A 26,357-nucleotide genomic window follows, 5' to 3' on the forward strand; every position below is an offset into this window, starting at 1 on the left:
TCGCGAAAGCCGGCCTTTTGTTTGAGGTGTATCGTTCGGCCTATTTCTTTTTCAGCCGTTCTTTCAGCAGATTGAGATATTCCTCGTTTGCGTCCGGTTGCGCGCTTACAGCCGAAGGCGCTGTGCAGGCCGGCTTGTAATCGAGCGCCATGCCAGCCTTGACGCAGACGCCGACCTGCCAGCCGGGTGGCAGGGCCGTCAGATCGACATCCTTCCACTTCGGATGGCCGGTCGCCTGCAGCGTGTCGAGATTGTTGAGGATGAGATTGGAAAAATCCGAGACCGCCTTGCAGCTGTCGCGCTGGTAGGCATTGCGCTTGACGTCATAGTCATAGGTCATCATCACAGCCTTGACCGCGATCAAATCGACCGGCTGCTTCTGGAATTCATAGGTTCCCGCTTCAATCCGCGACGGCGTATAGGTGGCGAGAAGCGGGGCTTCGGTGATCGGCACGAGATGGAATTTCGTGCCGTCGATCGGATTGTTCTTGAACAGAGCTGCCGGGGCGCCCGCCACATAGAAAAAGGCATCGATCTCGCCGGAAAGAAGCTTTGGCAGCGCCGCATCCGGATTGAGAGGCACCCGCTCGCCGGTCTTCACCTGCAGGATGTCAAGGATCAGCGAGGAAGTCAGGAAGGTGCCGCTGTCCTTGACGCCGACGGCGACCTTCTTGCCGGCGAGATCGCCCATATCCTTGATTTCGGCGCGGGCCAGAACATGGATTTCCTCGTTGTAGAGCGGAAACATGATGCGCACGCCGCGCACCGCCTGCTGCACTTCCGGATCATCGGCCTCGAATGTCTTCAGATATTCGAGCACATCGCTTTGGACGATGCCGAACTGGGTGTTCCGGCTGTTGCGGACGCCAACGAAATTTTCAAGAGAGCCGGCGGATTCCTTGACGTTCAGCGTCGGGCCGCAGGTCTTGCCCAGTGTTGCGACATCGCGGCCGATCTGGATATAGGTGCCCTGCGGCCCGCCGGTCATGATGTTCTTTTCGAACTCGGCCGCCGATACAGGACTGGTCGCAAGTGCCGTCAGCATCGTCACGGCGATAAAAGCCTGTCGCAACATCATGTATCTCCCCGTAAGGCATCCGCCATGTTGGCAGAGACCGGTTGTCAGCAATCACTCTTGAGGTCGCGCATCAGATTGCGCATCAGGACCAGCGGTACTCTATCAAAAACACTTTCCAACGCGTCGGTGACGCAGGCGCCGGATACAAGCTGGTCTTTCAGCCGCTGTTTCTTTTCGTCATCCAGAAAACCGACGCCGCGTGTCGTGCCGATGATCGTGTCCACCACCTGACGGTCGCGCGGCACCAAGCGCTCACCCTCGACCGGCGGACCGGCATCGATTGCAGGCTGGGTACTCGCCGGCATTTCGGCTGCCATCCTGGCAGCGGCATCCGCCTGGTCGGCAAGCTGCTTTCGCAATGTCGCGACTGTCTGGCGTTCGCCGCTTAGGCTTTGCTCCAGATTCTTGATCTGCGCGTCACGCGCCAGATCGAGCGCCGATTTAGCGGTGGATGTATCGCCGGCATCTATTGCCGTTTGCGCTAGCGCTTTTTGTGCCGTGATCATATCGGCCTTTGCTTTTTCAAGGGCGGCGTTCAGCGTTTTGATCTGAGCGTCGAGGGCAAGCTTTTCAGCGCCAAGCCCCTCAATCTGTGCTCGAAGTCCGGTGGACCCGGTCTTTGCTGTATCGAGCTGGGCCGTCAAACCAGCGATCTCTGCCTTGAAATCAACGGAGGCCGATGTCGCAGCAGATTTTTCGGCCGAAATCTGTTTTTCGAGCGCTGCGATGTCGGCATCGCGCTTGTCCAGAAGCCGGGTGAGCTTTGGAACCTCATTCAGCTTCAGCTCGGCATAGTCCTTTTCCAGTTGCTCTGCCCAGGTACCGGAATTCTTTTTGACATTCAGGAGATCGCTGCTGGCCTTGTCTCTTTCGGCCTTGGCCTGATCCAGTTGCGATTGCAGCGACGCCGTTTGCGCCGTCAGCGCGGCGATATCCGTCTGCATCGTCTGCCTGGCAAACCAGAAATATCCGCCTGCTCCAATCAGCGCCAGACACAGGATAACCGGCAGCAGCAGGCCGGACGAGGAACGGCCGCGCGTTACCTGATTGTCCCTACCCCACTGATTGCTCATGCAATATCCGTCATCCAAGAACTCTTCACATCTGAGGTACGATGATTTTCCCGGAGAGGCAAGCAACGGTGCATCGCAACGCGCCCTCGTGTTGCTGCGGCCGAACGCACCGGCGAGCGCACCGCGTTTCACACTTGATGTTTGAGGAAAACCCCCCACATACTACGGTGAAAGGAACCTAACATGATGAAACAAAGAGACGCAAAATTTCAGATTGGACAGGTTGTTCGCCATCGCGTGTTTCCATTCCGCGGCGTCATTTTTGATGTCGATCCGGAATATGCCAATACCGAGGAATGGTGGAATTCAATTCCCGCTGAAGTCCGCCCGACCAGGGACCAGCCGTTTTACCATCTGCTTGCCGAGAACGAAGAGACCGAATATGTCGCTTATGTCTCCGAGCAAAACCTGATTTCGGACGAGAGCGGCATGCCGGTGCGTCATTCCCAAGTGAACGCATTTTTCGATCCGGAGACTGTCGGTCAGTACAAGCCGAAAGCGGTGGTCCAGCACTAGGAACACACATTTCGAACAGTGTGTTTAAAATCAAAAAAGCCGCCGCGAGATTGTCGCGGCGGCTTTTTTGGTAAATCAAACTGGCGATCAGTTCGCCGTTGCAGCCTTCTGGGCGTCTTCTAGCTTCTTGCGGGCGTCTTCAGCCTTCTTCTGCATTTCTTCCTGCAGCAGGCGCTGGCGCTCTTCGAGCTTGGACTGTTCGATCGGCTCGCCGTCAAACACGCCGGTAAAGCCGCCGAGCGAAATCTTGATCGGGTTCGGCGCACGCTGGAAGTTGACCGACGTGAACACGACCTCGCCGCCCTTCTTCAGGCTGGCCAGGACTGCATCGCTGAGCGGCGCTTCGGCAACGCACTTATCCGGCATGCAGATGGCGTAATCGAGCTTTGTGCCCTTGCCGCCATCGATCTGCATCTGGATACCCGCCGGGATGAGGCGTGCGGAGGGAACCGAAACCTGCAGAACCTTGCGGTTCACCTTGCCCTGGACGCTGATCAGGCCAACGGCGGTGACCAGCTGACCATTGCTGGCCGTCAGCAGGTTCTGCACGATGCAGACATCGTTGTCTTCCTGCTTGGTGCAGACCTTGAACCAGCCCTGCGGCGGGCGGCCGGCGCCGGAAGCCTGCTGCGCAAAAGACGCGGCCGGCATCGCGGCAACAGCAAATGCGCCGGCGAATGCCGACAAAGCAGCCTTTTTGGTGAAGTTCGACTTGAAGATCATAATGATACCCGTCTCCTGAATTCCGGTGCCTGAGCAGTCTTAAAGACGCTCGTGATCAATGGTCAGCTGCCCGCTCTCCTGTTGGGCAAATGAGGCAATTGCATGACCCTCGTCTCCGGGAACACCTGTTACAGTGAGCCGCGCCGGATATCCAGCCCCCCATCATTCTTTTGCGTTGCGTTCAGTGGCTCGCATCGGCTTTTAAAGGATCGGTTGGTTGGAAATACTGGTCAACGTGTTAATTTGCCGTGATTCACGAGATCACGATAGCAGGAGGCGGGCTTTGCGCGCATTTTTTTTGGGTTTGTTTTCGGTGCTGGCAACGCTTGGCACCGGTGTCACTGCGCAGGCGGAGCCGGTTCACGGCATCGCCATGCATGGCGAACCCGCCCTGCCCGCCGATTTCAAGAGCTTCCCTTACGTTAAGCCAGACGTCAAGAAGGGTGGCCGCGTGTCCTATGGTGTGGTTGGGACCTTCGACAGTCTCAATCCATTCATCCTGAAAAGCATGCGCACCACGGCGCGTGGCATGCTCGATCCGGAATATGGCAATCTCGTCTATGATTCGCTGATGCAGCGCTCGCGCGACGAAGCCTTTTCGCTCTATGGGCTTTTGGCCGAAACTGTCGAATGGGACGACGACCGCACCTTCATCCAGTTCAATCTCAATCCGAAGGCGAAATGGGCCGATGGCCAGCCGGTGACGCCGGAAGACGTCATCTTCACGTTCGAGCTGTTTCGCGACAAGGGCCGCGTGCCGTTCAGCACGCGTCTCGCCAAGGTCGACAAGATCGAGAAGGTGGGCGAGCGCAGCGTCCGCTTCACCTTCAACGATCAGGCCGACCGTGAATTTCCGCTGCTGATCGCCATGACCCCCATCCTGCCGAAACACGCGACCGATATGGCGACATTCGACCAAACCTCGCTGAAATTCCCCCTCGGCTCCGGCCCCTATCGCGTCGCGGAGGTCAAGCCCGGCGAGCGGATCGTCTACAAGCGCAATCCCGATTATTGGGCGAAAGACCTTCCGGTCAAAGTCGGACTGGACAATTATGACCAGATTTCCGTTGAATATTTCCTGCAGGAAAATTCGCTGTTCGAGGCCTTCAAGAAAGGTGAGATCGATGTCTATCCGGAAGGCAGCGCCACGAAATGGTCGCGCGGCTACGATTTTCCGGCGGTGAAGTCCGGCAAGGTGATCAAGGAGACGTTTACGCCGAAGACGCCGTCCGGCATGCTCGGCTTCGTCTTCAACACCCGCCGGCCCATGTTTGAGAACCCGAAATTGCGCCAGGGCCTGGCGCTGGTCTTCGATTTCGAATGGGCCAACAAGAACCTGTTTGACGGCGCCTATACGCGCACGCAGAGTTTTTGGCAAAATTCAGGCCTGTCCTATCTCGGTGTTGCCGCCGACGACCGCGAACTGGGCCTGCTTGGCGATATCCGCAACCGCATCAATCCTTCCGTTCTCGATGGCACCTACCGGTTGCCCGTCACGGATGCGTCGGGGCGAGACAGGAATGTGCTGCGCGAAGCCGTGACGCTGCTGCGCGAAGCGGGCTACAGCATCAAGGATGGCCGGATGCTCAATGCCAACGGCGCGCCGCTCGCCTTCGAGATCATGACCCAGAATGCCGGCCAGGAAAAACTGGCGCTGACCTATCAGCGCTCGCTTGCTGCACTGGGCATCGCCGCATCCGTGCGCACGGTCGATGATTCGCAATACCAGCAGCGCAGCCAGTCCTTCGACTACGATATCATCATGAAGTCGTTCCCCTCTTCGCTGTCGCCGGGGATCGAGCAGATTTCCTATTGGGGATCGCAATCGCGCGACCAGCAGGGCAGCTCGAATTTTGCCGGGGTTGCCGACAAGGACGTCGATACGCTGGTCGGACATATCCTGCGCGCCGTCAGCGTCGAGGACTTCACGGCCGCCGTGCGGGCGCATGACAGATTGCTGGTCTCGAATTTCTATCTCGTGCCGCTTTACCATATCGGCTCGCAATGGGTTGCGCATGAAAAGCGCATCGGCCGTCCAAGCGTGGTGCCGCTCTATGGCTACCAGTTGCCGGCCTGGTTCGATCAAAGCGTGCAATAGGGCTGAAATGGCGGCGGTATAGTTTTGGTAACGCATTGAAAGCGCAGATCGCCGCGCCTATGTCGCTGATCAACAAATGCCAGCGCAAGGAGCAAGCGCCGTGAACCATGTCAATATCGATGTCGTCTCCGACGTTGTCTGTCCCTGGTGCTATCTGGGCAAAGCAAGGCTCGATCAGGCCATCGCCAATGTCGCCGGTGACATTCTCGTGACCGTCAACTGGCGGCCCTATCAGCTCAATCCGGACCTGCCGCCGGAAGGCGTCGATCACAAAGCCCATCTTGCCGCCAAGCTTGGCGGCCAGGAGGCGGTTAATCGTGCCCATGAGATGCTGACGGATCTCGGCCTGCAGGATGGCATCAGCTTCAACTTCGATGCTGTCGAAATCAGTCCCAACACGCTGGATGCGCACCGGCTGCTGCGATGGGCGCTGACCGAGGGGCCGGACGCCCAGAGCGAAGTGGCAGCCCTGCTGTTCAAAGCGAATTTTGAGCAGGGGCGCAATGTCGGCGATCACGCGGTGCTGCTGGAGATTGCTGAAGAGGCCGGGCTCGAGCGCAATGTTATTGCCGCGCTGCTGGCCTCCGATGCCGACAAGGATGCGGTTTCCGGCGAAATCGAGACAGCCCGCGGCATGGGCGTCACCGGCGTTCCCTGCTTCATCATCGACAGCAAATATGCCGTCATGGGGGCGCAGTCGGTCGATGTCCTGACCGGAGCCTTGCGTGATATCGCCAATATGAAAGACACGTCCCAGATCAATTGAGCCGGGGATGACTGACGATATCAAAAAGGCCGCGCGATCGTTCGCGCGGCCTTTTTCGTTTGCTCTTAGTTCTTCGCAAGTCCGGCCAGTTGCGTCATCACCACGGCGGCGCCCGCGAGCCGCTTTTCAGGCGTCGGGAAATCGCGCTGGAAGAAGATGCTGTGATCCGGGCGGATCTTGGCCATGATGCCCTGCTTGGCAATAAAGCCGACCAGCGCGCCGGGATTGGGGAATTCGCGGTTACGGAACTGCACCACGACACCCTTTGGCCCCGCATCGAGCTTTTCGACATTGGCGGTGCGGCAGAGCGACTTGATGTAGACGATCTTCAGCAAATGCTGGACTTCGAGCGGCAGCGGTCCGAAACGGTCGATCAGTTCCGCGCCGAAGGCATCGATATCACTGAGCTCGGTGATTTCCCCCAGACGGCGGTAGAGGCCAAGGCGCAGATGCAGATCCGGCACGTAATCGTCGGGGATCATCACAGGCGTTCCCACCGAAATCTGCGGCGACCAGCCGCTATCGGCAATATCCTCGTCGCCCTTGAGTTCAGCTACCGCCTCCTCCAGCATCTGCTGGTAGAGTTCGAAACCGACCTCCTTGATATGGCCCGACTGTTCATCGCCGAGCAGGTTGCCGGCGCCACGGATATCGAGGTCATGGCTTGCCAGCTGGAATCCGGCCCCCAGCGTGTCCAGCGACTGCAGAACCTTGAGGCGGCGCTCGGCCATGCCGGTGAGCGTCCGGTTGACCGGCAGCGTGAACAGCGCAAAGGCGCGCACCTTGGAACGTCCGACGCGGCCGCGCAGCTGATAGAGCTGCGCCAGGCCGAACATATCGGCGCGGTGCACGATCAGCGTGTTGGCTGTCGGTACATCCAGGCCGGATTCGACGATCGTGGTCGATAGCAGAACATCGTAACGGCCCTCATAGAAGGCATTCATGATGTCTTCGAGCTCGGTCGCCGGCATCTGGCCGTGGGCGACGGCGACTTTCAGTTCCGGAACGTCGGATTTGAAAAAATCGTGGATTTCCGAGAGGTCGGCCAGACGCGGGCAGACGTAAAAACTTTGGCCGCCACGATAATGCTCGCGCATCAGCGTTTCGCGGATCACCAACGCGTCGAACGGCGAAATGAAGGTGCGCACAGCCATACGATCGACCGGTGCGGTCGTGATCAGCGACAGCTCGCGGACGCCGGTCAGCGCCAATTGCAGCGTGCGCGGGATTGGGGTCGCCGATAGCGTCAGCACATGCACGTCGGATTTCAGCTCCTTCAGCCGCTCCTTGTGCTTGACGCCAAAATGCTGCTCTTCGTCGATGATCAAGAGGCCGAGATTGGCAAAGTTGATGGACGCGCCGAGCAGCGCATGCGTGCCGACGACGATATCGGTCTTGCCTTCGGCCACTTCCTTCTTGGTCAGCGCCAATTCCTTGGAGCCGACCAGACGCGACGCCTGGGCGATGCGCACCGGCAGCCCGCGAAACCGCTCGGTGAACGACTTGAAATGCTGGCGCGCCAGCAGCGTCGTCGGCACCACCACGGCCACCTGGACACCGTTCATGGCGGCGATGAAGGCGGCGCGCAACGCCACTTCGGTCTTGCCAAAACCGACATCGCCGCAGACCAGCCGGTCCATCGGGCGGCCGGCGCCGAGATCGTCGCGAACAGCCTCGATCGACGTCATCTGGTCTTCGGTCTCGTCATAGGGGAAGCGCGCCGCAAATTCGTCATAGAGCCCTTCCGGCGTCGTCAGAACCGGCGCATGACGCGTCAGGCGCTCGGCAGCGATACGGATCAGGCCGCCCGCCATGTCGAGCAGGCGCTTCTTGAGCTTCGCCTTGCGCGCCTGCCAGGCAACGCCGCCGAGCTTGTCAAGCACGGCATCGCTGCCCTCCGAGCCATAGCGGGAGAGAAGCTCGATATTTTCCACCGGCAGGAACAGTTTTGCCTCATCGGCATAGACCAGCTCAAGACAGGCATGCGGCGCACCGGCGGCCTCGATGGTGCGCAGGCCGATGAACCGGCCGATGCCGTGTTCGGCATGCACGACGATGCTGCCCTCGTCGAGACCGGCCACTTCGGCGATGAAATCGGCACCGCGCTTGCGGCGCTTCGAGCGGCGCACCATGCGGTCGCCGAGAATGTCCTGTTCGCCGATGACGACGAGATTGCCGGTTTCAAACCCGCTTTCAAGGCTCAGAACGGCGGATGCCGCCTCGCCGGATTTCAGGCTGTTCAGCTCGGACAGCGCCTTGACCGGCCTGATATTGGCAAGGCCGTGTTCGGCCAGCACCTGCAAAAGACGATCGAGCGAGCCTTCCGACCAGGCGGAGATCAGCACTTTCGCGCCTTTGGCGCGGCGGTCGGCAATATATTTGACGGCCTGGTCGAAGACGTTGACCCGTTCGGCGTCGCTGGTCGATTCCGTCGCGTTCTTTGCCCAGCGCACGCCGAGCCGCGCATCGACGGTGATCACCTGGCGTGCTTCGCCCTCGTGCTCACTGAACGGCGACAGGCGCACGGCATTGCGTGAGACCAGCGCGGCGTTGAAGGCTTCGGCGCTCAGATAGAGCATGTCCGGCGGTACGGGCTTATAGGGCGTGCCCTGCGAAATCTGCGACTTGCCCGGCGAAACCGACGATTGGCGGGCCTCGTAATAGTCCTGGACCAGCTTGGAGCGCTCGGCGGCGGCCTCGCGAACCACATGATCGGTGACGATATGGAAACCGGCGAGATAATCGAACACAGTATCGAGCGTGTCGTAGAACAGCGGCAGCCAATGCTCCATGCCGGCATAGCGACGGCCTTCGGAGACGGCCAGATAGAGCGCGTCGTCACGGGTCGCCGCGCCGAACATCGACAGATACTGAGTGCGGAAATGGCTGATGGTTTCGGGTGTCAGCGACACCTCGCTCATCGGGTTGAGATCGAGTGAGCGGGCCTGTCCGGTGGTGCGCTGGCTCGCCGGATCGAACGAGCGGATGCTTTCCAGCGTATCGCCGAAGAAATCCAGCCGGACGGGTTCGTCGCTTCCGGGCACGAAGACATCGAGGATACCGCCGCGCAGCGCATATTCGCCGACTTCGCGAACGGTGGCGACGCGTTCGAAGCCGTTGCGCCCAAGCCGGGCCGCGATATCGTCCATGCGGATATTGGCGCCTGGCCTCGCCGAAAACGCCAGGCTCTCGATGATATCCTGCGGCGCCATCTTCTGAAGTGCTGCGTTCACGGTCACGAGCACGATGGCCGGATGCGGCTTCTTGGAATGCGCGATCAGGCCGCTCAGCGTTGCCAGGCGCCGGGCCGATGTATCGGCACTCGGCGACACCCGGTCATAGGGAAGGCAGTCCCAGCCCGGCAGCGTCAAGACGGGAATATCGGGTGCTGCAAAACCCAGCATCTGCTCGACATCGGCGATCCGCTGGCCATCCGACAGAATATAGGCAACGGGACCGTTGGCGCGGGCAAGTTCGGCAAGGATCAGCGGCTCGACGCCAGCAGGAACGGGGCCGATGGTCAGCTCGCGGGTGGCGCGCGCGACTTTCTTGGGATCGAAACCGGCAATCATCAGGCGTTTTTGTCCTTGTGCTCAAACAGAACATCGAAATCGGGACGATAGGATACGATCCGATCGAACAAGGGCGTGCGGTAGCGCTCCGGAACTGGCTGCGATCCCAGCACCCATTTCAGCAGATCGGTGTCTTCCTCATTCATGATCGTCTCGAGCTCGTCGAGATCGGTCTCGGCCAGATCAGCAAGCTCGTTATCGGCGAACTGTCCGAAGACCAGATCCATTTCGCGCACACCGCGATGCCAGGCGCGGAAAAGAATCCGTTTGCGGCGCGGATCGAGATCGGCGCTGGTACGCGTAATGCCGGTCATGAAAAGTCCTTCCTGCCGCCGCATCGCTGAAAGCGGCGTTTCGCTATGGCTCTATAAACGCTGAAAAGCGTATTGTCAGCCTTGCCAAAGACCTAATCCTCGTTTCAGTCTGCGCCGCATGCGCCCCAGTCTTCTCGATCCGCTTTTTGCTCCGCTCAACTCGCTTCCCGGCATTGGCCCGAAGGCGGGCGATCTTTATGCCCGACTGCTTGGCCGCGAAAGCATCGACGATTGCCGGGTGATCGACCTTGTCTTTCACGCGCCGCATTCGCTGATCGACCGGCGCCACCAGCCAGGGATCGCGCGCGCGCCGCAGGGCGTCATTGCCACCATTACCGGCAGGGTGGACCGGCACCAGCCGCCACCGCCGCGTACCAGCCAGCCCTACCGCGTCTTCCTGCATGACGAGACGGGCGAACTGGCGCTGACCTTCTTCCGGGTCAAGGGAAACTGGCTGGAAAAGGCACTGCCGGTGAATGAGACCGTGACCGTCAGCGGCAAGGTCGATTGGTTCAATGGGCGCCCGTCGATGGTGCATCCGGATTATATGGTGCGCGAAAGCGAGGCGGCCAACCTGCCGCTGGTCGAGCCGGTCTATCCGCTGACGGCAGGGCTTTCGGCCCGCATCCTGCGCAAGGCGGTCGAGGCCGCCCTGCCCCGCATTCCCGATTTTCCGGAATGGATTGAAGAAGCCGTGATGCAGAAGCAGGGTTTTCAGTCGGCCCGCGACTGCTTTCTTGCGCTGCACGATCCGCGCGACGAAACCGATCTCGATCCGCAGGCACCGGCCCGCAGGCGTCTTGCCTATGACGAACTCCTCGCCGGACAGCTCTCGCTGTCACTGGTGCGCCAACGTTTGCGCAAGGTGGCGGGAACGCCGGTGCATGCGACGGGAAAGCTGAGCAAGCCGGTTCTCTCAGCCCTGCCGTTTTCGCTGACGGGCAGCCAGACGCTCGCCATCGAAGACGTGTTGAAGGACATGGCCGGTACCGAGCGCATGTTGCGGCTGTTGCAAGGCGATGTCGGCTCGGGAAAGACGGCGGTGGCGCTGATGTCGATGCTGGCTGCCGTCGAGGCGGGCGGCCAGGCCGTGCTGATGGCGCCGACGGAAATTCTCGCCCGGCAGCATTTCGCAACGCTGTCGAAGATGGCGGCTCCTGCCGGTGTGACCATCGACGTTTTGACGGGCCGCACCAAGGGCCGCGAGCGTGATGCCATTCAGGACCGCATCGCGTCCGGCGAGACGCAGATCGTCATCGGCACGCATGCTTTGTTCCAGGATACCGTCGTCTACCACAGTCTGCTGCTGGCGGTCGTGGATGAACAGCACCGGTTTGGCGTCCACCAGCGCCTGCGGCTGACGGCCAAGGGCATTTCCCCGCATATGCTTGTTATGACCGCGACCCCGATCCCCCGCACGCTGGTTCTGGCGGCATTCGGCGATATGGACGTGTCGAAACTGACCGAAAAACCCGCCGGGCGAAAGCCGATCCAGACCGTCACGGTCTCGACCGAACGCACCGGCGAGATCATCGCGCGGCTGCGCACAGCGCTCGCGGAGGGCAAGAAAGCCTACTGGATCTGCCCGCTGGTGGAGGAATCGGAGGCCTCCGACCTGATGTCGGCCGACGAGCGTTTCCAGAGCCTCGACAAGCAGTTCGGCGCGAATGTCGGCCTGGTGCATGGGCGCATGACCGGTACGGAAAAAGACGCCGTCATGCTAGCCTTCAAGAATGGCGACATCCGTCTTCTGGTCGCGACCACCGTGGTCGAGGTCGGCGTCGATGTGCCGGATGCGACGATCATGGTGATCGAGCATGCGGAACGTTTCGGGCTGGCCCAGCTCCACCAGCTGCGCGGCCGCGTCGGACGCGGCGACGAGGCTTCGACCTGTATCCTGCTTTACAAGGGACCGCTCAGTGAAAACGGAAGAGCGCGTCTGTCGATCCTGCGCGACACCGAAGATGGTTTCCTTATTGCCGAAGAGGATTTGAAGCTGCGCGGCGAAGGCGAATTGCTCGGCACGCGCCAGTCCGGAACGCCGGGATTCCGCATTGCAAGCCTCGAGGCGCATGGCGATCTCCTGGAGATCGCCCGCAAGGACGCGGCCTATGTGATTGAACGGGACCCGGACCTGACGACGGAGCGGGGCGAGGCTTTGCGCACGCTGCTCTATCTACATCGCCGGGACGAGGCGATCCGGTTTCTCAGGGCCGGCTAAGCGTTTTGCCGCGCTTGTCAGGCACGGTCTCCTGCGTGACCGCCAGCGGTTTCGGCAGGTAATCTGGAGCGACCAGTCCGCCCGACAACAGCAGCTTGGCGGCATCTTCCGGGCTCATGTCGAGCGGCACGATCTTTTCGCGCGGCACGAAGATCAGGAAGCCGGCTGTCGGCACCGGCGTCGGCGGCAGGAAGACGGCGACCATGTCGAGGCCGCGCTCGCTAAACCTTACCGCGATCTCGCCCTTGGCATCCGTTGCGATGAAGACCAGAGCCCAGAGGCCTGGGCTCGGATATTCGATCAACCCGGCCTTCTTGAACGAATTCGACTGATCCTGCAGCACCGTCTGGAAAATCTGCTTCAGGCCCTTGTAAATCGGGCGCACCAGCGGCGTGCGCACCAGCAAGGATTCGCCAAAGCCGACAATGCTGCGGCCGATCAGGTTGGCGGTGAAGAAGCCGACCAGCGTGATCAGCATCAGTGCGGTCAACAGACCGAAGCCGGGCACGGGATAGGGCAGGAAATTGTCCGGGTTGTAGTCGAACGGCAGATAGGGTTTGACCCAGCTGTCGGCCCAGAGAATGAACGACCAGGTGATCCAGGCAGTGATTGCGAGCGGCGCACAGATGATCAGGCCGGTCAGGAAATAATTCCTCAACCGCGTGGCGAAAAACCCACGTGCCGGTTTGTCAGTCATGCCGCTCCGTCTATTCGTCTGCGCCCGGGTAAAATGCCGGGTTATAGGTCACCATGCCGGACGCTCCGGGCAAGGACAAGGGCTGGGTCAAAAAATATTGCGGCGCACAATCTTTGAGGGTAAACTGAGGATCATTTCGAAATCCGAACTTGCGGTACAGATCAGGATCGCCCATCACCACGCAGCCAGCCGCTGCCTGATGCCGCAACATATCCAGCCCCTGGCGGATCAGCGCGCCGCCGATGCCCTGCCCTTGCAAAGCCGGCAAAACCGAGACTGGGCCAAGCCCGTACCAGTCTTTCGAACCGTCCGACAGCGTGACAGGCGAAAAAGCGATATGGCCGGCCACATCCCCATTCACCTCCGCCACCAGCGACAGAGCCAGCGCACCCGCCTTTCGCAAACGATCAAGGATCAGATGTTCCGTCTGATCGCTGTGCGGATGATCCTGGAAGGCCGAGATCGTCACGGCGCGGATCGCCGCACGATCTTCCGGTTTTTCAGGCCGGATGATCACTCCACGGTGACCGATTTGGCCAGATTGCGCGGCTGATCGACGTCGGTGCCCATGAACACCGCCGTGTGATAGGCGAGCAGCTGGATCGGCAGCGAGAAGATCATCGGTGCGATGATCTCATCGACATTCGGCAGCACGATCGTGCTCATCGTCTCGAGTTTGGAGGCGGCAGCGCCCTTCTCGTCGGTGATGAAGATGATCCGGCCGCCGCGGGCTGCCACTTCCTGCATGTTCGACACGGTCTTTTCGAAGAACCGGTCATGCGGCGCGATCACGATCACCGGCATATTCTCGTCGATCAGCGCGATCGGACCATGCTTCAGCTCGCCGGCGGCATAGCCTTCCGCGTGGATATAGGAGATTTCCTTCAGCTTCAGCGCGCCTTCCATGGCCAGCGGATAGCTGGTGCCTCGGCCGAGATAGAGCACGTCCTTGCATTTCGACAATTCGCGCGCCAGGCTCTCGATCGTCGGCTGGATGCTGTTGAGCACCTTGCCCATGATCCGCGGCATTTCGGCAAGGCTGCGGACCAGCACCTTCTCTTCCGCCTCCGACACGGTGCCGCGCGCACGACCGGCGCCAATGGCAAGGGCTGCAAGGACGGAGAGCTGGCAGGTAAATGCCTTAGTGGAGGCAACGCCGATTTCCGGGCCGGCCATGATCGGGAAGATCGCATCGGATTCGCGTGCGATCGTCGATTCCTTGACATTGACGACGGCGCCGATCTTCAGGCCGTTTTCCTTGCAATAGCGCAGCGATGCCAGCGTATCGGCGGTCTCGCCGGATTGCGAGATGAACAGGGCGGCCGATTGCGGCGAGAGCGGGATATCGCGATAGCGGAATTCCGAAGCCACATCGATCTCGACCGGCAGGCGGGCATAGCGCTCGAACCAGTATTTACCGACGAGGCCAGCCAAATAGGCCGTACCGCAGGCGGAGATGGCAAGGCTTGGAACCTTGGCGAAATCGATGGCCGCCGCGATCGGATTGACCCTGTTTTCGATGAAATCGACGTAATGGCCAAGCGCGCGCGAAATCACTTCCGGCTGTTCGTAGATTTCCTTTTCCATGAAGTGGCGGTGATTGCCCTTATCGACCATATAGGCGGCGGCCACCGAGACCTGGCGTGGACGCGAGACCGGATTGCCGTCGTGATCGAGAATTTCGATCCTGTCAGCCGTCAACACGGCCCAATCGCCGTCGATCAGATAGGTGATTTCGTTGGTGAAGGGCGACAGCGCGATCGCGTCGGACCCCAGAAACATCTCGCCCTTGCCGAAACCGACGGCAAGCGGCGGGCCGCTGCGCGCCGCCATGATCGTCTCCGGCGCATCCTGAAAGATGACGGCCAGCGCATAGGCGCCGGTGACACGGCGCAGCATCGCCTGCATCGCCTCCCTCTGGCTCATTCCGTCGCGGATCAGCTTGGCCAGCAATTGGGCGACGACTTCGGTATCGGTCTGGGTCTTGAACGTTGCTCCACAGGCCGACAACTCGTCCTTCAGCTCGGAAAAATTCTCGATAATGCCGTTATGGACGACAGCGACGCCGTCGGTGAAATGCGGATGGGCGTTGTTTTCGGTGGGTGCGCCATGCGTTGCCCAGCGGGTATGGGCAATGCCGGTCTGGCCGGCCAGCGGCTCGCCGCGCAGTTTGGTTTCCAGATTGACCAGCTTGCCTTCGGCGCGGCGGCGCTCGAGCACGCCGTCATGGATGGTCGCAACCCCTGCGGAATCATAGCCGCGATATTCGAGCCGCTTCAGCGCATCGACAAGACGCTCGGAGACAGGCTGGTTTCCAACGATACCGACGATGCCGCACATCTTTTTCTTCTCCGCAATTTTTCAAAAGACCGGCGCGCCAGGAAACAGCCGCCCGCCAATATAGATTTTTTCTGATCACGCTTTGGTACCGGATTTCGCAAAATGCGCAATCAGCCCAAAACTCACTTTCGATGTCAGGCTTTAACCGTGACGACCGCAGGATGCTATTTCTTGCGGGCAGCCTTTTCCGCCTGATAGCGCTCGCGCAGGATCTTTGCCCGTCCTGGCTTGACCTCCTGCCGCGCCCGGCCAAACGCGACCGCATCATCCGGCACATCCTCCGTCACCACGCTGCCGGACGCCACCAGCGCGCCATCGCCGATGGACACCGGTGCGACCAGCGAGGAGTTGGAGCCGATGAACGCGTTGGCGCCGATGCGGGTGATGTGCTTGTTGACGCCATCATAGTTGCAAGTGATCGTGCCCGCGCCGATATTGGTTTTGGCACCGACGAAGGCATCGCCGATATAGGTGAGGTGATTGACCTTCGCACCGGCACCGATCTCGGCCTTCTTCACCTCGCAGAAATTGCCGACCTTGGAATCGGGACCGAGATTGGCGCCCGGCCGCAGGCGTGCATAGGGACCAACGGTCGCACCGGCACTGACATAGGCGCCCTCAAGGTGGGAAAAGGCATGGATGACGGCGCCGCTCTCGATGGTGACGCCCGGACCGAAGACCACATTCGGCTCGATCAGAACATCCTGGGCAATCTGCGTATCAAAAGCGAGGAACACGGTTTCAGGGGCAATCATCGACACACCGGACACCATCATTTCGTGACGGCGGCGCTTTTGCCAGATGGCCTCGATCATCGCCAGTTCGGCGCGGTTGTTGCAGCCGGTCAGTTCCGTTTCCGGTGCCTCGACGGCAATCGCCTTGCCTCCCCCGGCGCGGACGATCTCGACGATATCGGTCAGGTAATATTCACCCTTGGCATTGGCATTGCCGATCTTGCCGAGCAATTCCAGCGCCTTGGCGCCATTGATCGCCATCAGGCCGCCGTTGCAATAGGTGATCTTCTTTTCGTCCTCGGTCGCATCTTTTTGCTCGCGGATCGCCACAAGCGCGCCGTTATCGATGAGCAACCGGCCGTAACCGGAGGGGTCGGCGGTATGAAAGCCGATGACGACGACATCGTTGCCGTCGGCGAGCCCCTGGCGTGCGGCCAGAAGCGGTGCCGCAGTGATCAGCGGCGTATCGCCGAAGACGACGAGAATATCGTCATAACCCTTGGCGATGGCGTCCTTTGCGGCGAGAACGGCATGGCCGGTGCCGAGGCGTTCGGTCTGGAGAAATGCCGACATATCGATGTCACTACGGGCGGCGGCTGACTGAACCGCGTCCGCATCCCGGCCGAGAACAAGCGCCACAGACGCAATCGACGCGTTCACCAGCGATTCCACCACATGCGCGATCATCGGCCGGCCGGCGACCGGATGCAGCACTTTCGACATGGACGACTTCATGCGGGTGCTTTCCCCCGCCGCCAAAACGATCGCCAGGCATGTCCGCTTCATTCGTGTTCTCCAGCTTTTGTGGCCACCGGCTGCAAACCGGCACGATTCTGCCCGCTACATAACAGGAAGATATTGCATAGAACATAATACGCGCGCGAGCCGCCATATTAACCCGGATAAAACCCGATCCTGTCATAAGCGGGGCGTGACCGCGATGGGTGGGGACGACGATGCAGGGTTCGACCAAGACAGTGATTTCACAGGAGCGCAACGGCCAAGGGCGCAACGGCATTGCCGCAGCGCTCGCCCGCCAACCGCTGATCATCCTGGCTTTGGCCGCTGCATGTTTACCCCTGGCGCTATCGATAACCGTGACCATGCCGATCGGTCCGATGTATTGGGACCACTATATCTATCTCGACGCGGCCAACCGCATCTTTGACGGCCAGATCCCCTCCGTCGACTTCTTCGCGCCGGTGGGCGGCCTTGGCTATTATCTCTTTGCCGGATGGCTCTATCTTTTCCCGAACGGCCACCCCCTGCTTCTGTCCAGCTGGTCGCTGCTGACGGTCACCGCGCCGCTGATGGCGCCCGTGATCCTCGACGTACAGAAGCGCTCGCCAGCGATCGCCTACGGCCTGCTTTTGCCGTTCCTGATCTTTTCGCTGCTGCCGTTCAACACCGGCGACTTCTATCCCTATCCGGGCTCCGACGGGTTTGGCATCTACAACCGCCAGGTCTGCCAATTGCTCTATGTTCTGGCTGCCGCGCTGGTTTTCGTGCGGGGATGGAAGACACTCGCCGCAGTGACCGCGCTTGCGATGCTTGCCCTGCTGTTTATCAAGGTCACCGGTGTCGTCGCGGGTCTTGTCCTTTGCCTGATGGCATTTCTAGCAGGACGCCTGCCGCTTCGCGCGGCCATTCTCGGTGGCGCTGTCTTCTTTGCGGTGATTGGTTTGCTCGAACTGACATCCGGTATGGTGTCGGCCTATGCCGCCGATATCCTGTCGCTGGTTGTCATCAACGATACCAGCCTCCTGCCCCGCCTGCTGCAGGCAGCTTCGCTGAATTTCGGTATTGTCCTGGCGAGCTGCCTGCTCGGCCTCGTGCTGTTTATTCAAGGGTTCCCGGCATTGTCTACGGCGATCCGCAGCGTTTTCGCCAAGCCCGGATTTCAGGCTTCCGCTGAGGTGTTCGATCAGTCTTTCCTCTGGATCGCCAGCTTCATCGCAGCCGGCCTCCTGTTTGAAAGCCAGAATACCGGCAGCCAGGCTTTCATCTTCCTGTGGCCGTTGCTGCTGGCGATTCTCATCGAGACCTATCGAAACAAGGGCGCCTCGGTGGCTTTTGCAGCCGTTGCAATCCTGGCGTTGAGCGCTGCCATTCCTCCGGTTGCCACCGTCACGCAGAAGGCGGCACGCGCCTGGATCGGCAGCGTCAACAACACGCCGCTTGCGCATCAGAACCTGAAAACCATGGGCGCGGTTGGTATGCGTGACATGTTAAGCCAGCGCGCGCAGCGCCTTGAGACCAACTACATGGCCTACCGCCCGGCGTATCAGGCCTTGGCCGAAGCCGGTGAATTGCCTTCGTTCCTGCTCTACAGCGATTTCGAGTTCCAAACGCTGTGGCTGCAGAATGCCGACGCGGTGATCTCAGCCATCCGCACATTCGAAGCCGCCAACAAGGTGCGGTTCGAGACGGTCATGACGATCGATTTCACCAATCCCTTTGCCTGGCTTCTGGATCGCCATGCGCCCAAATATATCGCCATCGGGGCCGATCCCTACCGGGCGGTGCCGCCACCGGGCGAGCGTGTCAACGCGGCCGTGGCAGGCGTCGATCTGGCGCTCTACCCGACATGCCCGCCGACGACAGCGCGGCTGAAGCTGCTTGAACTCTATGCGCCGGCACTTGCGGCGGATCATCACCGCATCACCCTGACACCCTGCTATGACGCGTTTGTCCGCAGCGGGATCACGGCTTCGCCCTGAGATCAGTGCGGCATACGCAGCCGGCTTTCCGTCAACAGGCCGCTTTCATCCAGGATCGGATGGGCGACGGAGACGATATGGGCGTTGATGCGCTTCAAGTCGCGCAGGATGTCGAGATGCAGCGAGCTGGTCTGCAGGCTGTCGGTACGTCCGTCGCGCAGGCGCTCCAGATGGCGCTCCGAGGAGCGCTTCTCCATGTGGCGCACATCGACTTTCACCTCCATGAGATGGCGGGCGAGATCAGCATCGCGGGTCACGAAAATCGTCTGGGCGATGCGCAGATTGTCGATGGTCAGGTTGAACAGCGTCGTCAGTTCCTGATAGCCGTCCTCGGAGAATTTGAGGCCGTTGTCGATCTTCTTCCTGACCTCTTCCGTCAGCCCCTTTTCGATGATGTCGCCGATATGTTCGAGATTGATGGCATAATCGATGATGACGATGGAACGGCGGCCATTATCGTCACTGAGACCGCTGCGTCCCAGCCGCGACAAATAGAGTTTCACCTCCTGCTGCAGCAGATCGACCTGCGTTTCCAGTTTTCCGATATCCTGCAACTTCAAGCGGTCGTTGCTGTTGAACGCATTCATCGCGGCAATCAGCATTTTTTCAATGAGGTCGCCCACGCGCAGCACTTCCCGGGTCGCGCCGGATAGGGCGATAACCGGCGTTGTCAGTGCGCGGTCGTCGAGATAGAGCGGCCCGGTCTCGGCCTTCGGCTCGTCGGGAATAAGCCGCAGCATCAAGCCGGACAGCATGGACGAAAACGGCCAGGCGAGAATGGCCAGCACGACGTTGAAGATCAGGTGGATATCGACAGGCAACTTTGCCGGCGACAACGGCAGCGTCTGCAAAAAGGTTGCAGCGGGTGCCGCCACCGACAGCGCCAGCAGGCAGCCGATAGCGCGGACAACGAGATTGCCCGTGGTCACCCGTTTGGCGGAGGCGGAAGCCGACAGGGTCGCCATGACCGGCGGAACTGCACCCCCAAGATTGGCACCCAGAACCAGCGCGATCGTCAGCCCAGACGACAGGATACCGGCGGCCGCAAGCGACAGGATCAGAACGACCACGGCAAGGCTTGAGGACGAGACGAAGGCGAGCACGGCTGCGAAGATCATCGCCACCGGCCAGGCACTGTCGAGCATGGTGAGGAAGCTGCCAAGGGCTGGCGATTGCCGCATCGGCTCCGTTGCAAGCCCCAAAAGGTGCAGCGATAACAGCATCAGGCCGATGCCGACCAGCGCGGTGCCCGCACCCTGTTTGGCACTGGAGCGCCCTGCCCGGTTGAGCATGACGCCGGCAAGAATGAGGAGGGGCGACAGCCAGTCGATGCCTGTGGCAACGATCCAGGCCGTGACGGCGGTGCCGACATTGGCGCCCAAGAGCACGATCTGCGCCATGCGGGCGCGGACCAGCCCCTTTTCCACGAAGGATGCGATCATCAGCGCCGTGGCGGTCGAACTTTGAAGCGCAACCGTTGCGACGAAGCCGCCCACGAACGATCGCACCGGCCCGCTGGTGCCTTGCGCCAATCCGGTCCGCAACCGGATGCCGAAGGCGCGCGTGGCGCCGTCCTTGACCTGCGACAACCCGAACAGCAGCAGTGCCACTGCTCCGAACAGGTTGACCATGACGATGATGGATTCCATGTCTGCACTCCGGGTCTGCACTCCGGCTTTCCCGCAAGATTGCTGCGCATCTAGCGAGTCGGCATGTTATTTCGGTTCAATGCTAGCATTTTCGAGGGCGGTATGATCCGCGCTGCGCGTGATTGTGACAGATATTTTTCGGTTGCCGGCTAACATTTCCGACATGTTCCGGTCTTCGAACGGCACGGCGGCGGACAGGACTGGCCGGGTTCCCGCGTCTGTCAGCATGGCATCACGAACAAATGTCCGCATGACCGCTCCATACGCCAGCACCGGGCCGATTTCCTCGTCTTTTTGCGTGTTTGAACCCTTCAATTCCGCTGCGGATTGCTCTAAGGAACGACACCGGTTGCCATCCGGCGGCTATGAAATTGCGACGAGGTATGCAGTCCCATGCTTGAATTCCTGAGAAGAGGCGCCCAAACCTGGGTTGTCAAAGGACTTTTGGTCCTTCTTGTTCTTTCCTTCGGTGTCTGGGGTGTATCCACGTCGCTGGTGACGGGGACCACTGATGCGGTGGTAACCGTTGGCGACGTCAAGGTCTCTCCCAGCGATTTCCGCCTTGCCTATGAGCGCCAGCTCGCCCAGCTTTCCCGCCAGTTCGGGACGCGGCTGACCCGCGATCAGGCCAAGGCCTTCGGCGTTGAAGCGCAGGTCTACTCGCAGCTCGTCGCCGGTGCGACGCTCGATCAGCTGTCGGAAAACATGAATCTCGGCCTGTCGCAGGACCGCCTCGCCTCGCTGATCAGCGAGGACCCGGCATTCAAGGGTGTCAACGGCCAGTTCGACCGCGCGACCTTCTCGAGCGTGCTGCGCAATGCCGGGCTTCGCGAACAGGATTATATCAACAATCGCAGCCAGGTTGCCGTGCGCTCGCAGATCGTCGAAGCGCTGTCGGATGGTTATGTGCCGCCGAAGGTGCTCGGCGACGCGCTGCGCCAATATCGCAACCAGACACGCACGATCGACTATCTGCTTTTGTCGAATGCCAATGTCGATCCGGTCAAGGCGCCCTCCGACGAGGTGCTCCAGCCCTGGTTCGAGACGCGCAAGGCTGAATATCGCGCTCCGGAATTCCGCAAGATCAGCTATGTGAAGCTCGAGCCCACCGATATCGCCGATCCGGCTTCCGTCACCGAAGACGAGCTGCGCGCCGACTATGAGAAGCGCAAGAACAGTTTTAGCTCGGCGGAAACCCGCACGGTCGAACAGCTGTCCTTCCCCTCGCGGGCGGAGGCTGACGCAGCCGCCGTTAAGCTTTCCACCGGCACGAGTTTCGACGATCTCGTCAAGGCCTCCGGCAAGACCTCCAACGACGTTCTGCTCGGCGATTTCACCCGTGACCGCATGCCCGATGCCAAGCTTGGCGATGCGGCCTTCGCTGTGGTTGCAGACGGCCAGACATCGCCTGTGATCGACGGCGCCTTCGGCCCGGTCATCCTGCGCGTCACCAATATCAAGCCGCAGACAGTCCGTTCCTATGACGAGGTCAAGGAAGAACTGCGCACCGAACTGGCGCTGAGCAACGCCGCCAATGAAATCATGGGCATCCATGACAAATTCGAGGACGCCCGCAATTCCGGAGCGCCGATGCAGGAAGCTGCTCAACAGACCAACCTCAAGCTGGTTGTTCTGAACGCTGTCGATGCCCGCGGCAACGATACGAATGGCGACGCCATTGCCGGGATCCCGGAGGCAAAGACCTTGCTGGAAGAAGCCTTCAAGGCTGACCCTGACGGGGAAACTCTGCCGGTCAATCTCGGCCGCGACGGTTACGTCTGGTTCGATGTTGATGAAGTGACGCCCGCCCGCGACCGCACGCTGGATGAAGCCCGCGAACGGGTCGTTGCCGACTGGACGGCGGAACAGCAGCGCAACGAGCTGGCCGCAAAGGCCGTGGCGCTGAAGGCGCGCGTCGAAAAGGGCGAGACATTGGCAGCGATTGCCACCGAACTCGGCATTGCGGTTGAAACCAAGTCCGGACTTCGCCGCTCGGCGGAAGATGCAGCGCTCAGCCCCGCAGCCGTCGCTGCGGCATTCAGCGGCGCAAACGGCCTGGTCGCCAACGCAGCCGGGATCGGCGGCGAAGGCCAGATCCTTTTGAAAGTCACCGAAGTCGATGACGACAATCCGGGCGATGCGCTCGACAATGACGATCGCCAGATCAATGCCATCGCCCAGGCCAGCGGCGACGACATTCTCGATCAGATGGTCAGCGAGTTGCAGAAGGGTTACGGTGTCTCGATCAACCAGCAGCTCGCCGACGTCGCTCTGTCGCAGCAGCGGTAACGCAAAAAGGGATCAGCATGCCGGACTTGAAGCCTTTCGTCGCCAAGGCCGCAGCGGGTGAAGCGCTGAACCGCGACGATGCACGCGCCGCCTTCGAAATCATCATGTCCGGCGAGGCGACGCCTTCCCAGATAGGCGGCTTCCTGATGGCGCTGCGCGTGCGCGGCGAAACCGTCGATGAGATCGTCGGCGCCGTCGGCGCGATGCGGGCCCGCATGCTGACGGTGAATGCTCCGGCAGACGCCATCGACATCGTCGGAACCGGCGGCGATGGCGCCGGGACCTATAACATCTCGACGCTGGCCGCCTTGATCGTTGCCGGCGCCGGTGTTCCCGTGGCCAAGCATGGCAACCGGGCGCTCAGCTCCAAGTCGGGAACCGCAGACGCCCTCTCCTGCCTCGGCGTCAAGCTCGATATCGGCCCGGATACGATCGCGCGCTGCATTTCAGAAGCTGGTCTCGGCTTCATGTTTGCGCAGCAGCATCATTCCGCCATGCGCCATGTCGGCCCGACGCGGGTCGAGCTTGGGACACGGACGATTTTCAACCTGCTCGGGCCCCTGTCGAACCCCGCCGGTGTGACCCAGCAGTTGGTTGGCGTGTTTGCGCCGCAGTGGGTTGTCCCCGTTGCGGAAGTCTTGCGCGATCTCGGCTCGAAAAGTGTCTGGGTCGTGCATGGCGAAGGGCTGGACGAGATCACCACGACCGGCGTTACGCAGGTCGCAGCACTTGAGAACAGTAACATCCGCACGTTCGAGCTGACGCCCTCCGATTTTGGCCTTGAAACGGTTCTGCTCGCCGACCTGAAGGGCGGCGATGGCGCCCATAATGCCGTGGCGCTGAAGGGCGTGCTTCAGGGCGATGCAACGCCTTACCGCGACATCTCGCTTGCCAATGCGGCTGCGTCCCTGGTGATCGCCGGACGGGCCGCAGACCTTCGCGAGGGCATGGTGCTTGCCCGTCAATCGCTGACAAGCGGCGCTGCCGATGCGACGCTGGAGCGGCTCATCCGCGTTTCGAACGCGGCATAAGGAGACGATCGATGGCCGATATTCTGCAGAAGATCGAAATCTATAAACGCGCGGAAATCGCGGCTGCAAAATCACGCGTCAGCCTCGCTGATCTCAAGGCGATGGCCGGTGGCCAAGAAGCGCCACGCGGATTTCTCAATGCGCTGAAAGCCAAGCAGTCGGAAGGCCTTTTCGGTCTCATTGCTGAGATCAAAAAAGCGAGCCCCTCGAAAGGATTGATCCGTCCGGATTTCGATCCGCCGCTCCTGGCAAAAGCCTATGAGGCCGGCGGCGCGGCATGCCTGTCGGTGCTGACCGATAGCCCAAGCTTCCAAGGTGCGCCGGAATTTCTGACTGCGGCGCGCAACGCCTGTTCGCTTCCGGCCTTGCGCAAGGATTTCATGTTCGAGACCTATCAGGTTCACGAGGCGCGCGCCTGGGGTGCGGATTGCATCTTGCTGATCATGGCGTCGCTGAATGACAGCGATGCGCAAAGGCTCGAAGACGAGGCATTGACGCTCGGTATGGATGTTCTGGTCGAGGTTCACGACGCGGAGGAATTGGAGCGGGCGCTGAAGCTCAGCTCGCCGCTGCTGGGGATCAACAACCGCAATCTGAAGACGTTCGAGGTGGATATCGCTCTGTCCGAAAAGCTATCGCCGCAGGTTCCGGCAGACCGGTTGCTGGTCGGCGAGAGCGGTATTTTCAGCCATGACGACTGCGTGCGGCTGGCAAAGAGCGGCATCTCGACATTCCTGGTCGGTGAAAGCCTGATGCGTAAGGACGACGTGACCGCTGCCACCCGCACCCTGCTCACCGGTTCCACAACGAGCCTGGCTGCCGAATGACGGGCACATCCTCCCTCACCCATGTCGGCGCTGACGGCCAGGCCAACATGGTCGATGTCAGCGATAAGGCGGAGACGGTGCGGATTGCCGTTGCCGAGGGCTTTGTGCGCATGCGGCCGGAGACGCTCGATCTCATTTTGAAGGGCAATGCCAAGAAAGGCGACGTGCTCGCGACGGCCCGCCTTGCCGGCATCATGGCGGCAAAACAGACGGCTAACCTCATTCCGCTGTGCCACCCGCTGATGCTGTCGAAGGTTTCCGTGGAGATTTCCGCCGATGAGACGCTCCCCGGCCTGCGTGTGGAAGCAATGGCAAAGCTCACCGGCCGTACCGGTGTGGAGATGGAAGCGCTGACCGCTGCCAGCGTCGCCTGCCTGACGATCTATGACATGGCGAAGGCAGCCGATCGCGAGATGGAAATCGGCGGCATCCGGCTTGCCCAGAAATCCGGTGGCCGGTCCGGCGATTACAGCCGGAAGGATAGACAGGGCTGATGGCTTTGCTCCCGGTATCAGATGCGCTCGACCGGCTGCTCAAAGCACCAGCGCTGACCCGCGTCGAAATGGTGGATCTGCATGACGCCATGGGCCGTGTTCTGGCAAGCGATGTCGCCGCCCGCGTGACGCATCCTGCCTTCGACAATTCGGCGATGGACGGATATGCCGGGCATCACGAGGATTTTGCCGAAATCGGCACGGAGCTTTCCGTCATCGGCGAATCGGCGGCAGGACGCGGCTTTTCCGGCCCCGTCGGCCGGGGCGAAGTGGTGCGCATCTTCACCGGCGCGCCGGTTCCGGCCGGTGCGGACACCGTGCTGATCCAGGAAGACGCAGAAAAACTGCCGGACAACCGGATCCGCACCACGTTTGCGCTGGAAAAAGGCCGTCATATCCGCCCCAAGGGACAGGATTTTACCGCCGGCGACGTCGTGCTGCGCGCCGGTGACGTGCTTGATGCCGGGCGTTTGACGGTTGCGGCCGGAATGAACCATCCGCAGCTTCCGGTGCTCGCCCGTCCGAAGGTCGCGATCCTGGCGACCGGCGATGAACTGCTGCCGCCGGGCAGCATTCCCGGTCCCGACCAGATCATCGCCTCGAACACCTACGGCGTGGCCGCCATCGCCCGCGACAACGGCGCTGGGATCGTTGATCTCGGCATCGCGCGCGATGACAAGACGGCGATTTCAAATGCCGTTGCGAAAGCCAAGGCGGCCGGTGCGGATATTCTGGTGACGCTTGGCGGCGCCTCTGTCGGCGATCATGATCTGGTTCAATCCACCCTGGTGGAAAACGGCATGGTGCTCGACTTCTGGCAAATCGCCATGCGGCCCGGCAAGCCCCTGATGGTCGGGTCGCTCGACGGCATGATCGTGCTCGGCCTGCCCGGCAACCCGGTCTCCAGCCTTGTCTGCTCGCTGCTGTTTCTGGAACCGTTGCTGCGGCATCTGGGCTCCCTGCCCCCGCGTGACCGCAGCGCCAAGGCGTATACGCTGACGCCACTGCCGGAAAATGACAAGCGGCAGGACTATGTTCGCGCACGCCTGTCGCGCAGCAGCGACGGCTCGCTGCAGACCGAGACATTTTCGCGGCAGGATTCCTCGATGATGCAGGTCTTTGCCCAGTCCGATTGCCTGATCATCCGGCCGCCGCATGCATCAGCTCTCGATGCGGGAAAGCTGTGCGATATCATGGTGCTGCGCTGATTGCAGA

General features: G+C 60.9%; 21 protein-coding genes. 10 read left to right on the forward strand and 11 right to left on the reverse strand.

Annotated elements, in window-relative coordinates:
- Positions 1-40: 40 nt before the first annotated feature.
- Together PYR65_RS13305 and PYR65_RS13310 are read right to left on the reverse strand one after the other, a co-directional pair.
- Positions 41-1,078, reverse strand: a complete 1,038-nt coding sequence (locus tag PYR65_RS13305) for a TAXI family TRAP transporter solute-binding subunit (protein WP_276118341.1) — start codon at positions 1,076-1,078, stop codon at positions 41-43.
- Between the two features lie 44 nt (positions 1,079-1,122).
- On the reverse strand, positions 1,123-2,151 hold the full coding sequence (locus tag PYR65_RS13310; protein WP_276118342.1) for a hypothetical protein: 1,029 nt from the start codon (positions 2,149-2,151) through the stop codon (positions 1,123-1,125).
- A gap of 186 nt (positions 2,152-2,337) precedes the next feature.
- Here PYR65_RS13310 and hspQ point away from each other — a divergent pair, with 186 nt between their 5' ends.
- On the forward strand, positions 2,338-2,667 hold the full coding sequence (hspQ, locus tag PYR65_RS13315; RefSeq protein WP_060641156.1) for a heat shock protein HspQ: 330 nt from the start codon (positions 2,338-2,340) through the stop codon (positions 2,665-2,667).
- A gap of 87 nt (positions 2,668-2,754) precedes the next feature.
- Here the strand turns inward: hspQ and PYR65_RS13320 are convergent, their stop codons facing one another.
- Positions 2,755-3,390, reverse strand: coding sequence for an invasion associated locus B family protein (locus PYR65_RS13320; RefSeq protein ID WP_060641064.1), 636 nt, complete (start codon positions 3,388-3,390; stop codon positions 2,755-2,757).
- A gap of 304 nt (positions 3,391-3,694) precedes the next feature.
- Between PYR65_RS13320 and PYR65_RS13325 the strand changes: the two genes are divergently transcribed.
- Positions 3,695-5,488, forward strand: coding sequence for an extracellular solute-binding protein (locus tag PYR65_RS13325; RefSeq protein ID WP_276121058.1), 1,794 nt, complete (start codon positions 3,695-3,697; stop codon positions 5,486-5,488).
- Between the two features lie 100 nt (positions 5,489-5,588).
- Positions 5,589-6,254, forward strand: coding sequence for a DsbA family oxidoreductase (locus tag PYR65_RS13330; RefSeq protein WP_276118343.1), 666 nt, complete (start codon positions 5,589-5,591; stop codon positions 6,252-6,254).
- Between the two features lie 65 nt (positions 6,255-6,319).
- Here the strand turns inward: PYR65_RS13330 and mfd are convergent, their stop codons facing one another.
- Positions 6,320-9,826 carry a transcription-repair coupling factor gene (mfd, locus tag PYR65_RS13335; protein WP_276118344.1) on the reverse strand — a complete coding sequence of 1,169 codons (3,507 nt, stop codon included), beginning with the start codon at positions 9,824-9,826 and terminating at the stop codon, positions 6,320-6,322.
- Positions 9,826-10,140, reverse strand: coding sequence for an FAD assembly factor SdhE (locus PYR65_RS13340; RefSeq protein ID WP_060641158.1), 315 nt, complete (start codon positions 10,138-10,140; stop codon positions 9,826-9,828). Before PYR65_RS13340 ends, mfd begins: the two co-directional genes overlap by 1 nt.
- 118 nt (positions 10,141-10,258) lie before the next feature.
- On the opposite strand from PYR65_RS13340, the gene recG reads away from it, so the two are divergent.
- The gene (gene recG / locus PYR65_RS13345; protein ID WP_276118345.1) at positions 10,259-12,361 is read left to right on the forward strand and encodes an ATP-dependent DNA helicase RecG; all 2,103 of its coding nucleotides are present in this window, start codon (positions 10,259-10,261) and stop codon (positions 12,359-12,361) included.
- Here the strand turns inward: recG and PYR65_RS13350 are convergent.
- The 4 genes from PYR65_RS13350 to glmU all read right to left on the reverse strand — a co-directional run bounded on the left by PYR65_RS13350 (position 12,348) and on the right by glmU (position 16,918).
- Positions 12,348-13,058: a DUF502 domain-containing protein gene (locus PYR65_RS13350; RefSeq protein ID WP_276118346.1), complete on the reverse strand. Its 711-nt coding sequence runs from the start codon at positions 13,056-13,058 to the stop codon at positions 12,348-12,350. The two genes, recG and PYR65_RS13350, sit on opposite strands and share 14 nt — an antisense overlap.
- Before the next feature lie 10 nt (positions 13,059-13,068).
- Positions 13,069-13,575, reverse strand: a complete 507-nt coding sequence (locus tag PYR65_RS13355) for a GNAT family N-acetyltransferase (protein ID WP_276118347.1) — start codon at positions 13,573-13,575, stop codon at positions 13,069-13,071.
- Entirely contained in the window at positions 13,572-15,398 is a 1,827-nt protein-coding gene (gene glmS, locus PYR65_RS13360; protein ID WP_276118348.1) for a glutamine--fructose-6-phosphate transaminase (isomerizing), read from the reverse strand. The genes PYR65_RS13355 and glmS overlap by 4 nt, the downstream gene beginning before the upstream one ends.
- Before the next feature lie 164 nt (positions 15,399-15,562).
- A complete protein-coding gene (gene glmU / locus PYR65_RS13365) occupies positions 15,563-16,918 on the reverse strand; it encodes a bifunctional UDP-N-acetylglucosamine diphosphorylase/glucosamine-1-phosphate N-acetyltransferase GlmU (RefSeq protein WP_276118349.1) in 1,356 nt (451 codons plus the stop codon).
- Positions 16,919-17,088: 170 nt separating this feature from the next.
- On the opposite strand from glmU, the gene PYR65_RS13370 reads away from it, so the two are divergent.
- Positions 17,089-18,852 (forward strand): hypothetical protein, encoded by a 1,764-nt coding sequence (locus tag PYR65_RS13370; protein ID WP_276118350.1) that lies wholly within the window; start codon positions 17,089-17,091, stop codon positions 18,850-18,852.
- 2 nt (positions 18,853-18,854) lie between these two features.
- Here PYR65_RS13370 and PYR65_RS13375 read toward each other — a convergent pair whose 3' ends face one another.
- A complete protein-coding gene (locus PYR65_RS13375) occupies positions 18,855-20,501 on the reverse strand; it encodes a Na/Pi cotransporter family protein (RefSeq protein WP_276118351.1) in 1,647 nt (548 codons plus the stop codon).
- A gap of 66 nt (positions 20,502-20,567) precedes the next feature.
- Positions 20,568-20,816, reverse strand: a complete 249-nt coding sequence (locus PYR65_RS13380; protein WP_276118352.1) for a hypothetical protein — start codon at positions 20,814-20,816, stop codon at positions 20,568-20,570.
- 78 nt (positions 20,817-20,894) lie between these two features.
- On the opposite strand from PYR65_RS13380, the gene PYR65_RS13385 reads away from it, so the two are divergent.
- The 5 genes from PYR65_RS13385 to PYR65_RS13405 are packed head-to-tail and all read left to right on the forward strand — an operon-like array spanning position 20,895 to position 26,350.
- Complete coding sequence (locus PYR65_RS13385; RefSeq protein ID WP_276118353.1) at positions 20,895-22,790, forward strand: peptidylprolyl isomerase; 1,896 nt, start codon at positions 20,895-20,897, stop codon at positions 22,788-22,790.
- 17 nt (positions 22,791-22,807) lie between these two features.
- Complete coding sequence (trpD, locus tag PYR65_RS13390; RefSeq protein ID WP_276118354.1) at positions 22,808-23,821, forward strand: anthranilate phosphoribosyltransferase; 1,014 nt, start codon at positions 22,808-22,810, stop codon at positions 23,819-23,821.
- A gap of 11 nt (positions 23,822-23,832) precedes the next feature.
- The gene (gene trpC / locus PYR65_RS13395) at positions 23,833-24,648 is read left to right on the forward strand and encodes an indole-3-glycerol phosphate synthase TrpC (RefSeq protein WP_276118355.1); all 816 of its coding nucleotides are present in this window, start codon (positions 23,833-23,835) and stop codon (positions 24,646-24,648) included.
- Complete coding sequence (gene moaC / locus PYR65_RS13400; RefSeq protein ID WP_276118356.1) at positions 24,645-25,142, forward strand: cyclic pyranopterin monophosphate synthase MoaC; 498 nt, start codon at positions 24,645-24,647, stop codon at positions 25,140-25,142. The genes trpC and moaC overlap by 4 nt, the downstream gene beginning before the upstream one ends.
- A complete protein-coding gene (locus PYR65_RS13405) occupies positions 25,142-26,350 on the forward strand; it encodes a molybdopterin molybdotransferase MoeA (RefSeq protein WP_276118357.1) in 1,209 nt (402 codons plus the stop codon). The genes moaC and PYR65_RS13405 overlap by 1 nt, the downstream gene beginning before the upstream one ends.
- Positions 26,351-26,357: the final 7 nt, after the last annotated feature.

Source organism: Pararhizobium qamdonense, from assembly GCF_029277445.1.
GTDB classification, from domain to species: Bacteria; Pseudomonadota; Alphaproteobacteria; order Rhizobiales; family Rhizobiaceae; genus Pararhizobium; species Pararhizobium qamdonense.

Excerpts from the sequence above, each read along its gene's own strand:
- recG (WP_276118345.1), top strand. The coding sequence starts at position 10,259 with ATGCGCCCCAGTCTTCTCGATCCGCTTTTTGCTCCGCTCAACTCGCTT.
- glmS (WP_276118348.1), bottom strand. The coding sequence starts at position 15,398 with ATGTGCGGCATCGTCGGTATCGTTGGAAACCAGCCTGTCTCCGAGCGT.
- PYR65_RS13370 (WP_276118350.1), top strand. The coding sequence starts at position 17,089 with ATGCAGGGTTCGACCAAGACAGTGATTTCACAGGAGCGCAACGGCCAA.
- PYR65_RS13405 (WP_276118357.1), top strand. The coding sequence starts at position 25,142 with ATGGCTTTGCTCCCGGTATCAGATGCGCTCGACCGGCTGCTCAAAGCA.
- PYR65_RS13375 (WP_276118351.1), bottom strand. The coding sequence starts at position 20,501 with ATGGAATCCATCATCGTCATGGTCAACCTGTTCGGAGCAGTGGCACTG.
- PYR65_RS13385 (WP_276118353.1), top strand. The coding sequence starts at position 20,895 with ATGCTTGAATTCCTGAGAAGAGGCGCCCAAACCTGGGTTGTCAAAGGA.
- trpD (WP_276118354.1), top strand. The coding sequence starts at position 22,808 with ATGCCGGACTTGAAGCCTTTCGTCGCCAAGGCCGCAGCGGGTGAAGCG.
- PYR65_RS13305 (WP_276118341.1), bottom strand. The coding sequence starts at position 1,078 with ATGATGTTGCGACAGGCTTTTATCGCCGTGACGATGCTGACGGCACTT.
- moaC (WP_276118356.1), top strand. The coding sequence starts at position 24,645 with ATGACGGGCACATCCTCCCTCACCCATGTCGGCGCTGACGGCCAGGCC.
- PYR65_RS13340 (WP_060641158.1), bottom strand. The coding sequence starts at position 10,140 with ATGACCGGCATTACGCGTACCAGCGCCGATCTCGATCCGCGCCGCAAA.
- PYR65_RS13350 (WP_276118346.1), bottom strand. The coding sequence starts at position 13,058 with ATGACTGACAAACCGGCACGTGGGTTTTTCGCCACGCGGTTGAGGAAT.
- hspQ (WP_060641156.1), top strand. The coding sequence starts at position 2,338 with ATGAAACAAAGAGACGCAAAATTTCAGATTGGACAGGTTGTTCGCCAT.
- glmU (WP_276118349.1), bottom strand. The coding sequence starts at position 16,918 with ATGAAGCGGACATGCCTGGCGATCGTTTTGGCGGCGGGGGAAAGCACC.
- mfd (WP_276118344.1), bottom strand. The coding sequence starts at position 9,826 with ATGATTGCCGGTTTCGATCCCAAGAAAGTCGCGCGCGCCACCCGCGAG.
- PYR65_RS13310 (WP_276118342.1), bottom strand. The coding sequence starts at position 2,151 with ATGAGCAATCAGTGGGGTAGGGACAATCAGGTAACGCGCGGCCGTTCC.
- trpC (WP_276118355.1), top strand. The coding sequence starts at position 23,833 with ATGGCCGATATTCTGCAGAAGATCGAAATCTATAAACGCGCGGAAATC.
- PYR65_RS13320 (WP_060641064.1), bottom strand. The coding sequence starts at position 3,390 with ATGATCTTCAAGTCGAACTTCACCAAAAAGGCTGCTTTGTCGGCATTC.